At 52.4% G+C, this 9,595-nt stretch carries 15 protein-coding genes; 3 read left to right on the top strand and 12 right to left on the bottom strand.

The features are described from left to right. Positions 1 to 6: 6 nt before the first annotated feature. Positions 7 to 429, bottom strand: coding sequence for a helix-turn-helix domain-containing protein (locus tag Q3Y58_RS03235; RefSeq protein WP_319620996.1), 423 nt, complete (start codon positions 427 to 429; stop codon positions 7 to 9). 428 nt (positions 430 to 857) lie between these two features. On the opposite strand from Q3Y58_RS03235, the gene Q3Y58_RS03230 reads away from it, so the two are divergent. The 3 genes from Q3Y58_RS03230 to Q3Y58_RS19480 all read left to right on the top strand — a co-directional run bounded on the left by Q3Y58_RS03230 (position 858) and on the right by Q3Y58_RS19480 (position 2,053). Beyond that, the gene (locus Q3Y58_RS03230; protein ID WP_319620995.1) at positions 858 to 1,541 is read left to right on the top strand and encodes a hypothetical protein; all 684 of its coding nucleotides are present in this window, start codon (positions 858 to 860) and stop codon (positions 1,539 to 1,541) included. A gap of 62 nt (positions 1,542 to 1,603) precedes the next feature. Continuing rightward, positions 1,604 to 1,843, top strand: a complete 240-nt coding sequence (locus Q3Y58_RS03225; RefSeq protein WP_319620994.1) for a hypothetical protein — start codon at positions 1,604 to 1,606, stop codon at positions 1,841 to 1,843. A 3-nt stretch (positions 1,844 to 1,846) separates the two neighbouring features. After that, positions 1,847 to 2,053 carry a helix-turn-helix domain-containing protein gene (locus tag Q3Y58_RS19480; protein WP_413697777.1) on the top strand — a complete coding sequence of 69 codons (207 nt, stop codon included), beginning with the start codon at positions 1,847 to 1,849 and terminating at the stop codon, positions 2,051 to 2,053. Between the two features lie 41 nt (positions 2,054 to 2,094). On the opposite strand, the gene Q3Y58_RS03220 is transcribed toward Q3Y58_RS19480, so the two are convergent. From Q3Y58_RS03220 to Q3Y58_RS03170, 11 genes are all read right to left on the bottom strand, one after another. Continuing rightward, the gene (locus Q3Y58_RS03220) at positions 2,095 to 2,253 is read right to left on the bottom strand and encodes a hypothetical protein (protein WP_319620993.1); all 159 of its coding nucleotides are present in this window, start codon (positions 2,251 to 2,253) and stop codon (positions 2,095 to 2,097) included. A gap of 421 nt (positions 2,254 to 2,674) precedes the next feature. Beyond that, entirely contained in the window at positions 2,675 to 2,950 is a 276-nt protein-coding gene (locus Q3Y58_RS03215; protein WP_319620992.1) for a hypothetical protein, read from the bottom strand. Continuing rightward, positions 2,934 to 3,179 carry a hypothetical protein gene (locus Q3Y58_RS03210; protein ID WP_319620990.1) on the bottom strand — a complete coding sequence of 82 codons (246 nt, stop codon included), beginning with the start codon at positions 3,177 to 3,179 and terminating at the stop codon, positions 2,934 to 2,936. The genes Q3Y58_RS03215 and Q3Y58_RS03210 overlap by 17 nt, the downstream gene beginning before the upstream one ends. A 15-nt stretch (positions 3,180 to 3,194) precedes the next feature. Then, positions 3,195 to 3,371: a hypothetical protein gene (locus Q3Y58_RS03205; protein WP_319620989.1), complete on the bottom strand. Its 177-nt coding sequence runs from the start codon at positions 3,369 to 3,371 to the stop codon at positions 3,195 to 3,197. Between the two features lie 20 nt (positions 3,372 to 3,391). Continuing rightward, complete coding sequence (locus tag Q3Y58_RS03200) at positions 3,392 to 3,616, bottom strand: hypothetical protein (RefSeq protein ID WP_319620988.1); 225 nt, start codon at positions 3,614 to 3,616, stop codon at positions 3,392 to 3,394. A 52-nt stretch (positions 3,617 to 3,668) separates the two neighbouring features. Continuing rightward, positions 3,669 to 4,892, bottom strand: a complete 1,224-nt coding sequence (locus Q3Y58_RS03195) for a hypothetical protein (protein WP_319620987.1) — start codon at positions 4,890 to 4,892, stop codon at positions 3,669 to 3,671. A gap of 9 nt (positions 4,893 to 4,901) precedes the next feature. Continuing rightward, a complete protein-coding gene (locus Q3Y58_RS03190) occupies positions 4,902 to 6,185 on the bottom strand; it encodes a hypothetical protein (RefSeq protein ID WP_319620986.1) in 1,284 nt (427 codons plus the stop codon). Positions 6,186 to 6,197: 12 nt separating this feature from the next. Beyond that, positions 6,198 to 6,779 carry a hypothetical protein gene (locus tag Q3Y58_RS03185; protein ID WP_319620985.1) on the bottom strand — a complete coding sequence of 194 codons (582 nt, stop codon included), beginning with the start codon at positions 6,777 to 6,779 and terminating at the stop codon, positions 6,198 to 6,200. Between the two features lie 3 nt (positions 6,780 to 6,782). Next, the gene (locus Q3Y58_RS03180; protein WP_319620984.1) at positions 6,783 to 7,061 is read right to left on the bottom strand and encodes a hypothetical protein; all 279 of its coding nucleotides are present in this window, start codon (positions 7,059 to 7,061) and stop codon (positions 6,783 to 6,785) included. A gap of 424 nt (positions 7,062 to 7,485) precedes the next feature. Next, the gene (locus Q3Y58_RS03175) at positions 7,486 to 8,034 is read right to left on the bottom strand and encodes a DUF6362 family protein (RefSeq protein WP_319620983.1); all 549 of its coding nucleotides are present in this window, start codon (positions 8,032 to 8,034) and stop codon (positions 7,486 to 7,488) included. Further along, positions 8,031 to 9,437 carry a replicative DNA helicase gene (locus Q3Y58_RS03170; protein ID WP_319620982.1) on the bottom strand — a complete coding sequence of 469 codons (1,407 nt, stop codon included), beginning with the start codon at positions 9,435 to 9,437 and terminating at the stop codon, positions 8,031 to 8,033. The genes Q3Y58_RS03175 and Q3Y58_RS03170 overlap by 4 nt, the downstream gene beginning before the upstream one ends. Between the last annotated feature and the right edge of the window lie 158 nt (positions 9,438 to 9,595).

The following is a 9,595-nucleotide window of genomic DNA, read 5'->3' as shown; positions in this document are numbered from 1 at the left end:
GCTAGCCTATTCCTTGTCTTTGAGCCCCGCCATCTCACGCCAGCTCATCTTGTGATGCTGGGTAGTCTCGCCGCTATGCTCTATCTCTTGCTTCTCGCGCCAGTCTTCACCGGCTGCGTTCTTGAGCGCAAAGATTGTTGACGTGACTACCGGGCCCTGTTCTGCCTTGAGAAGCCTGCGCTCTAGAAATGCCTGCCGCTGCACCCGAGCAAGCTTTATAGTGTCCGCGAAGTCAGGATGCCGCTTTTCCCAGTCATAGACCCTCTGCCTATGGATGCCGCACTCAGCAGCCGCCGCTGCCAAGCTTAAGCCCTCTTCCATCTTCTCCCGGATCACCTCTCCAAGCTCTGGTGTCCAGTCTGTTGGGCGCCCCATCTTGGCTTTCTCACGCTTCTGAGCAGGCTTTTTTGCTGTTTTTTGCTCTGCCATTGGAAAAAATCCTATTTTTTGTGATATAGCCCTTAGCCATTGTCACATTATTTGTGACGCTCAGTGCGTCACAGTCGCTTACGAAAGCTAAGAAAGAAGTACGAAAGGTACGAAAGAAAGAACCCCATGACCCCAGACGACTTCAGAGACTGGCTCGCAGAGATGAAAGCTGCGGGCCTAGCCCATTCAGACGCCGAGTGTGGGCGCTTGCTTGGGGTACATAAGAATAGCCTCTTGGTCTACAAGACCAAAGGGACAGACTTTAAGACTGCCCTTGCCTGCCGCGCTCTACTGCACAGACTTAAACCTTACGGTGACGGATAAAAAATCCAACTTTTCTCATTTTCCTTGTTGACACCAAGGCCCGTTGGGCCTATATTTAAATCATCAACAGGGCAACGGAGCCCGCCAAACATGGAGACAAAGAAATGGCCATCCGCATCGAAAAAATTGAAACTGGTTTTGCCGCTTACTTCCCTTACGAACTCAAAGATAACTTCCGCACAACCTTTAAAACCGCGAAATGGAACGGCCAGCTTAAGCGCTGGGAAGTTGGCCCTCGCAGCGGCAAGCGCCTTGAACAATGGGCGGCTGAAGCTCAGGAAGCCGCTGAGGCAATCGAGCAAGAAGCAGAAGCCGAACTGACCGAACAAGACCTGGCACAGATCCGCAACGAACTCGCTAAGATCAAAGGCGATATTGAAGCAGCACAAGAACGCAAAGAAAAGCTCGCTGAAGTCAAGCAGATGCTTGCTGACGCCCGCGCCGAACTGGACGAAGCTAAGCAGGCTTTGACCGAAGAAAAGGCCGCTGCTGATGAAGTTCAGAAAGACGTTGCAACTTTGCTCGCTAACGTCTGCGACATGAAAGCCGTTGCCGAAGCTCATAAAGCCATGATCAAGAACCAAGGCATCAAAAAAGCATGGGCGACTAAGCTGTACCGCGAAGCGCAAGAAGTCATCGAGGCACAGCACGACAAGCTGCGTGATGCAGGTTTCGTATCTGAAGGTCTTGAAGAACTTGAAAACTTCAACGTTAACCGCACTGACCGCGACAACGCACGCCGCGTTACTGAAGCTGACATTCTGACAATCACGAAGATTGACGACTGAAACAGAACTGGCGCGGTATTAGCCGCGCCCCATATCACCAACCTCAACAATGGAGCGCTAAAATGTCAAAATCTGTCATGAAAATCACGATCAAAACCCCTTCTTATAGCGAGTGCCGCAATTACCGCGCAATCACCAACGCGCTTGATAAAGCTGGATACGACTACAAGCATACCGTTCTTTATGCTGAGAACTACGGATTTGATGGCGTTCGGCTCGAAACGGAAGCTCCTTTGAGCGCCATTTCTTCCTGCGCTTATAACCGCCACGCCGTGGAAATCGAGCACTGGGAACGGGCTTAAATCATGACCCCATTAGAATTCAAGTCGGCCCGGCGAAAGCTGGGCCTTTCTCAGTCTCAACTGGCGTCTGTCATCAATGTTGACTCTCGCACTATACGAAAGTGGGAAGCAGAAACAGGTGGTTCAGCCCGTCCGCCAAATCCGATTGCCTGCCGTGTAATGCAATGGATGCTTGACGGGTACCGCCCGCCTCAGTGGCCTGCTAAATGACTCTGTTCCTCATGCCTCGCACTTATGATAAGGTGCGGGGCTTAGTGTTGTCCTTTGTCCTCGGACTGGCGCAGCGCCTCATGTTCTTCCAGAATACTATCAACCCAACGATCAACTAGTGGGCTAAGCAGAAGTGCAGCCATTGACATAGCACCCCATCCTGCAAGGATATAAATAATGATCGCCAACAGATCTTTCATGAGATCACCTCCAAGTGTGGTCCGCCACCCCAGCGGCCAGCCTCAGTTCACCGGGGCCGACCTACCGCCCCTATGCCCTAGGCTACCTAGGAGTAGTGGAAATACTGGAATAGTGGAAATACTGGACTAGTGGGAATGTAGGAGTAGTGGAAATTATGCAAGAGTTTAGAGCTGGACTAATCCCCGCCCCTTTCAATTTCACTCATAATCTTTCCTAAACGCATAAGCCGGGCCTGCTCATGCTGAAAGCATGACCATTCCCATTACAGACGCGAATAATATTAATACCCAAAAGCCTGCGCTTATGAACAGCAATGAGAGTCCCCATGCAAACACAGCGCCTTCAGCACCCATTTCAATCAGGCGAGGAGAGGCTAGGTAAACCGGTGCAGCTACTGCTAGGGTCATCAAAAACCAGTAGTCATCCCTTATGTGCGCCATGACTGTAAGGTACACAATTGGGACGCTCACGCACACTAGGATAGACAGAAAAGTCATTAAGCCCGCCTCTTTCCATAGCTTCCAGCACATACACCACCACGCCGCCGATAAGCAGAACTGGCAGCAATACAACCGCCAGAGCCCCAAGGAGCGTGAAGAACGCCGCTACCGTCAAAACACCCCTGAACGCGTAGCAGAGCATAACCACAGCAGCGCACACGATGGCTAAGTAGATTAGGTTAGCGTCTGCGGTCACAACCAAACTCCGGCATTGTCACGATACCCTTAACAACCCCGCCCTCAGCAAAACCGATAGATCTTCCCCAATCGATGTCGCCAACAACTTCGTCCCGCCCCGAGCCGCCATTTTCCAATAGCTTGACTTGCTCCCGCAGAACGTCAATCTCACGCATCCGCGCCTCGGCTACGGCCTTCCAGTCAACCGACTTTTGTGCCTGCTCTATTTCAATCTTGCTGATTGTCATGACCTTCACCCCACCCTACTTGCCATCATCTGCCATAGACGTCTGCCGCTCTACCTCAGTGTAGAATGCCCCTCGCATTTCTGCCTGATCGCTCATTGACTGCGCCAGCTTGTGTATTGCGCCTGTCAAAACAAGGACGCACAAACCGAAAAAGACCGTCCCAAAGGACAGGCCCCATACAGCGTATTCCATTCAAACCTCCTCGTGACTTTTTAGCTCCGCGTCTCTCTCCAGTAGTCGTAAGACACGAGCATGAAAGTAGTCGCCGCACCTACCATTATAATCTGCGTCGCCACCTCTATTGCCGGAAAGATGAACACAACAGACGATACAGAAGACAGATCCATCTCAAACCAGATCCAGAACCGATACCCTGAGTAAAGCGCGCATATCCAGCACACCAGCGAGACGAACCCGCTCAGAAACACCTTGAACATTCACCACCTCCTAAGAAAAAGGGGCAGCAAAAGCCGCCCCATTACTGATAAATCAGTAGATCACAATATATCGCCCGACCAGCGTAGTCGGCTGATGCAAATTGATCGGCGTCGGGTTACTTGAGCCTACCGTCACCGTATCGCCCGGGATCACAAGATCTGTCATAGACAGTGTTGCAGAAGCACCGTGCCCGTGACTGAGGTTAACCGTGTGACTGTGGTTCAAGCGGCTTGTTTTTTCTGAGCCGCCGCCGCCCGTGAAGGCAGAGTTTCCGGTGCCGCCAAGGCCATCATACGAATCCCACAAGTCGTCATCGGGATCACCGCGCGGCACAACATCGTCGATGTCTTCAGGCAGCGCCGTATTTGTGGTTGTCGAGCGTGAGCCGTTGTAGTTATAGACATTGACGCTGACGCTGCCGGTTGGCTTTACCGTCTTATTGTGGATCACGTCTTGCAGTCGTGGGATGTTTGACGACGACAATCGCAGTGTGCTGTTACCGTACGTACTGCCCTCTTGATTATACCCAGCCGCTTCATTGGTCCCCGCCAGCACGTCACCAAGCAGATTGAGCGGCGACTTGCCTGCAAATGCAGGGTGTGCCTTGGGGTGGTTGATGACAGAACCGTCCATCGGCCAAAGATTGTCCGGTACATCGAGCCCATAATACTCGTAGAAAGCCTCTACAACCGTACCCACCGGGGCATGGTGCAAGCGCTGGCGTGGCAGGTGCTCAGAGATGTGTTCAGCTTCAAGCTTGTGCAGATAGTCATCGCCTACATATCCCATTGGGATCAGATAGCGATTGATCAAAGACCGCTGCCCGGTCACCCACGCGTCAAAGTCAATTGTTGGGTCGTCGGCCTTAGCATCCTCGAATGAGATAGCCTCAATCGTAGCGCCGAGAAGCTGGACAAGCGCAGAGGACCCGTTGTGTTGTGTGGTGACAACGCCAGACGGGTCAATGATTTCGACTTCATTGTTACCGTCAATCGATTGCAAGTAATCCAGCGCAGGATACCCACCGACAACCTGCACGCCATCGTGCAAGCGATAGTAAACAGACGTGTAGGCAAACCGCGCCTCGGAGCGACCCCCATTCATCTGCAAGTCAAGGTCATCTGGCAATGTCTTGTCGCGGCTGGACCAAAGCGTTTCACTACCGCGCCGAAGCCTTGACTCCAGACGGTCCTTGTAAAAAACAAGTGTAGGAGATGCAAAGAAAGAGGGCGTTTGCGACGGAGTGTTGACGAAAACGACTTTAAGATCTGTCATGCGGCTACCTCAATAATACGGCTGAACATCTGGATTTGTTGAAAGAGACTGCCCGCCGACTTCTGTTTCAGCGTCAAACAGGGCCATTGTCTTCGAAACAAACGAGATGAAATCACCCGGCTGCTGTTCAGTCCCCGCAAAATCAACACGGATCTTGTATCGCCGCTGTAGTGTGAGGTCAGATAGACGCGACACAAACAACTCAAGCTCGCAGAACGTCCCTGTCTCCAGAAGCTCGTCGTTATTTGCCGCTTTGTTGAAGTAAATCTCCGCAGAATGACCGCTATTCAACGAAAATGTGTAGGCGTCGTCATGGTGTTTTCCGTGGCGCTTAAAGCGCTTCTTCACGAGAATGAAAACGTCATCTGGATAAGCCGCATCGATTGACTGACCATCAATTTCAACGGTCTTGTTGCCATTCCACCGAATTGCGATTTTTTCGTGACGTTTGACAATCTTGAAAGACAAGAAAGGATCGGCGTCTTTCCACTTTTCAACGTTGAAACCGCGCTTTTTATCTGAGATTTGCTCAGCCTTCGCCCGCTGACGCAGATCGTCCACGATCTCAACAACGCGATCTTCTGTTACGCCGCCTCCAGACGATCCAGTGTAGCGCAAAACGCCGCCTTCAATCTCAAAATCACTTGCGTCTACGCTAGTGATCTCAGCGAGAGACCCAAGTTTCGCGCGCTCAGACGAGGTAATCACACCCGCTTGCAGAGTATCAATGCGCGCCCTTTCAGTCGCCAAAGCGGATTTAGTGGCATATGTACTTGCAACATCAGATGATCTTGCATATGTCGCCAGATCCGCAGTGTCTGCCTTTGCAGCCAGACCATCGACCAAATCTTGCTGATCCGCCTTGTCGGCCAGCGCAGCGGTAACATCTGCCGACTTGGCATAATCCGCTAGCTCTGCCTTATCTGCCTTCAGATCAAGAGCCGACTGCTGAGCCGTAGATACAGGCTTATCTGCATCAGATGTATTATCAACGTTATCAAGAGACAAGTTTGCCTTTATGTCGCTGATGCTTGTAAGGACAGTAGACCCAGATTTAAGCTTCAGAGTCTCACCGTCCCATTCGTAGCCATCTACGATATCGTCTTCAAACTCGCCAGATTTGACAATGACGACAGATCCACCCAGACCGCTCGTTTTCCAGTGCCCGAATAAAACGCCGTGCTTTGCGCCATCGATGTAAGTCGCGATGCTGCTTGTGTTTGTGGAGGTAACGTTGCTGTTAAGCCAAGTTTCGGCAGCGGCTTCACTGCTAAAGTTCTGTGTTGTAGACAATGCAGACCTTTCTTAATATTCGTCCCAAGTTATCCGAAAATTGCTAATAGTAGCCCCTGTGCCGCCTGACCCAATGGCGATATTCTTTCCGGCATCCGCTGCGGTTAGCGGGGTGTATGCCTGCACCACCTCAACACCGCCCCAGAAGCCAGTGAGACCCAAGCGCGCCCGCGTAATGCTTCCCCTCTTGCCAATGCGTAACTCAAAAGTCAGGACGTCATCGACAAGCTGACTCAGCGTCATAATTGGCGTCGTGCCATCGACATAATCCGCCACTGTTTCACCGGCGTTTAGCGCCATTCCGAAGAACGTCGCGCCGATGGCAGTATTCATTCGAGCTTCAAAGACGATAGAATACCGCCCGTCTGGCAGGTCAGTTGGTACCGTCAAGATATGCAGTACATCTCCGCCACCAGTCGCGTTCCCGATCACGTGCGGACCTTCAGGCGTGACTAGCAGAGGTATTGGTGAGTCTACAGGCCACGTCTGATTATCGAGCGTATTATCATCAACGCCGATCTGTATAAGCTCCCGAACTCGTTCTTCAGAAACACCATCACCACCGCCGCCACCGCCGCCGATAATAAAAGGCATGTCTTACCCTCCCGAAATAGCGATTTGAACACCAATCGGGCTGGATGCCCGCACCCAAAGCTTTTCGCCGCCAGTCGGTACTAGATAAACGTACGTATCAAATGGTCGGTATATATGGCCGGATTCATCAGCAGCTGGCTCCGCAGCCTGCTCGCGCCAAAGCATCGAAGCAGCGCCATTGACAGTAATTTGATATTGTTCGCCAGACACAAGACCAGCTTGAGCCGTAAGATCAACCCAAGCTGACCCAATCTGGAATGGAGACGCTGCAATCGTAGGCATGTTCGTACCTCTCTATGAGACAACCGCCCCCGCTCTACTGCCGGGAGGTTAAACAGCAGGAGCGAGGGCAGGAGCGCGACCGTAGTCGCCGCTACTGGGAAGCCGCATTGTGCGGCACGGGGCATATGCAGCCCCTTTATTCGCTGGTTGCGATAAAACTGGATTATGCGTCGATAACGATAACTGGCCTGCTTTTTGTCAGCAGCCACAAGCCTAGGAACCTTGCGCTTTGCTGTTTTGTTGCAGTCCGGGAAGGATGCCGAAAGTTGCGCATGTTGCAGAGGCGACCGACATCTTGCCTTCTCTACTTTCATAAAGAAGGCCCCAGCCGTAGCCGGGGCCCCAAGTCTCAACCAGAAGGAAATCGAAAGCTTCATTTGCAAGTTGACCGCCGCAAAACGCCCAACCTACAAATATATATACCCTAAACCCGCCTATCTGTACAATAAAAAGTTTCCCCTGCTCTATCAGGAACTATACCTTTTCCGCACAAATACCGCATTATATCAGAAACGGCCTTGTCTTTTCTTGCCGTTGCCGTGTTTCTTGCTACGCCTTGGCCTCTCATCATCGCCGAAAAACTTAGTGACCTAGCCTTGCAATATGCCCACTTGTTCAAAGCAACCCGGTTTTTCTCTTTCTCAACATAAGCAGGCCAAGTAAGGCACTCTTCCATTCTAGCGATGGCTTCCGGCTTCAATTCGTCGCCACCAAGTAGCGCGCTTGTGCCCTCTCTTACCCGCTGCATCATCTTGCGCATGAACTCCGGCGTTACCATCGCCTCACCTTCGATAGCCTTTCCTACCGTCCTGATAATCTCTGACCGCTTGTCATCCATCTCCGGCGGGATCTGGGGCCAGAACCCCCTCCCGTTGGCTGGCTTAAGACCGGCAACGTACAGCCTGAGTAGCGTATCGTGAGACTCGACCATGCGCGCTTCTATTGTTCTGTGAAGCTCTAGAAAATCTGTCACGTCCAGCTAAACCCCTCTTGAAGCGCGGAAAACTCTTGTTTGTTTCCGTCGAAATAAACATCAATCATGCCCCCGGCGCGACCACCAACGCGAACCTTTTCAGCCCAAACCTGCGCCCGCTCGTGCGGCCAATTCGATATAAGCTCCTGCCATTTTGCGTGATCGTCTGTGCCTTCCTGCTCCGGCTGTGCCCGCTCCACCTGAGGCCCCGGCCGATGGATCACCGCTACCGTGTCTGCGTCTGATTGCAAGTTTGAGCCGCCGTAGAAATCTTCCATTCTGATCCGCTGCGTCGGCCCGAGTTGAAGGCCTGTTTTCGGGTGCAGAAGAACCGCTACCGGCACATCCAAGTCCTTAGCTATCTCTTTCAATTCCTTCATGACGTACCCGGCCCGCGCGCCAAGCTGGCTGTTAAGCTGCCGGTCATTCGTGCCTGTCGCTTTGAGCGAGTCCACCACCAACAGAGATAGCCCGTCTCTCTGTTTTCGTGCCATGGCACGGCTGTAGATCTGCTCAACTGTCGTGCGTGGTGTGCAGTCAATGTAGAACGGAACGCCTTTAAGCTTTTGTGTGTGAAGATAAACCCGCTCTAGCTCATCGGCTTCAAGATCCGCCTTTTTCATTGCCGCGCTATCTACACCCGCCCGCGCCGACAAGAGCCGCTGCGCAAGCTGCACGTCCTGCATCTCAAAGCTTTCGAATTGAACCGTGCCGCCTCTCTCAGCAACACGCAGGCCAACTTGGATTAAAAACGCCGTTTTGCCGCTGGCAGGTGCACCGCCGATGCCAATCAGGTCACCTCCTACCCAATCGCCGCCCAAAATACGATCTACAGGGTCAATTCCGGTATTAACGCCTACGCCGCGCTTCTGCGGACCAGCTTCCAGCTTTGTGTAAACCTCCTCTGCTACGTCCCCGATCACTCGAATGCGTGCAAGCTGGCTTTTGCCCTCCAGATGTTTCAGCTTGTCCGCTGTGGCACCGACCACCTCACTTGCTGGCTTGCCTTTCTGAAGATCAGAGATAGCCTTCTGCATCGCCTGCGCAGCGTCTACAGCGTCCTTTCGGTCGATCAGGGGACGCACAAGCGACATAATGCCAGCGTCAATTTTCCGGCCCGTCACGCTTAAGGAAACGAGCTTGGAAAACAGGTCTACCCCGCCTTCGTCCTCCACTTGTTTCGGGCAGTTGGCATATACCTGTTGGATATCAAAGACACGCTCGCCAGCGGCATTATACGGTAGACCCTCCTTTGCTGTCGCTTCCATGCCGACGAAAAATTCCCGGTTTGTCGCGTCTGTGAAATGGTCAACCGTCATCACCTCAGCGACTTCAAAGTACGCCTCTGGCTTCGCTATCATCAAAGCCAGAGCGTTGCGTTCCGCGACAATGTCAGGCTGCACGTGCCACCTCTACGCTATCCAGTACCCGCCTGATGCCTTCCATTTCCCTTTCTGTTATGTCCCGATAGCCGTTCTCAAGTCGCCGCATTTTTTTCTTGCGTGCCGAATATGGATTGTTGCCGTGAAAGGAGTCAGGCCACGCAATTTTGGCGAACTCG

Source organism: Nesiotobacter zosterae (assembly GCF_033843645.1).
GTDB lineage: Bacteria > Pseudomonadota > Alphaproteobacteria > Rhizobiales > Stappiaceae > Pseudovibrio > Pseudovibrio zosterae.
This window is presented reverse-complemented; position numbering and strand designations above follow the sequence as displayed.

Excerpts from the sequence above, each read along its gene's own strand:
- Q3Y58_RS03235 (WP_319620996.1), bottom strand. The coding sequence starts at position 429 with ATGGCAGAGCAAAAAACAGCAAAAAAGCCTGCTCAGAAGCGTGAGAAA.
- Q3Y58_RS03230 (WP_319620995.1), top strand. The coding sequence starts at position 858 with ATGGCCATCCGCATCGAAAAAATTGAAACTGGTTTTGCCGCTTACTTC.
- Q3Y58_RS03225 (WP_319620994.1), top strand. The coding sequence starts at position 1,604 with ATGTCAAAATCTGTCATGAAAATCACGATCAAAACCCCTTCTTATAGC.
- Q3Y58_RS19480 (WP_413697777.1), top strand. The coding sequence starts at position 1,847 with ATGACCCCATTAGAATTCAAGTCGGCCCGGCGAAAGCTGGGCCTTTCT.
- Q3Y58_RS03220 (WP_319620993.1), bottom strand. The coding sequence starts at position 2,253 with ATGAAAGATCTGTTGGCGATCATTATTTATATCCTTGCAGGATGGGGT.
- Q3Y58_RS03210 (WP_319620990.1), bottom strand. The coding sequence starts at position 3,179 with ATGACAATCAGCAAGATTGAAATAGAGCAGGCACAAAAGTCGGTTGAC.
- Q3Y58_RS03205 (WP_319620989.1), bottom strand. The coding sequence starts at position 3,371 with ATGGAATACGCTGTATGGGGCCTGTCCTTTGGGACGGTCTTTTTCGGT.
- Q3Y58_RS03200 (WP_319620988.1), bottom strand. The coding sequence starts at position 3,616 with ATGTTCAAGGTGTTTCTGAGCGGGTTCGTCTCGCTGGTGTGCTGGATA.
- Q3Y58_RS03195 (WP_319620987.1), bottom strand. The coding sequence starts at position 4,892 with ATGACAGATCTTAAAGTCGTTTTCGTCAACACTCCGTCGCAAACGCCC.
- Q3Y58_RS03185 (WP_319620985.1), bottom strand. The coding sequence starts at position 6,779 with ATGCCTTTTATTATCGGCGGCGGTGGCGGCGGTGGTGATGGTGTTTCT.
- Q3Y58_RS03180 (WP_319620984.1), bottom strand. The coding sequence starts at position 7,061 with ATGCCTACGATTGCAGCGTCTCCATTCCAGATTGGGTCAGCTTGGGTT.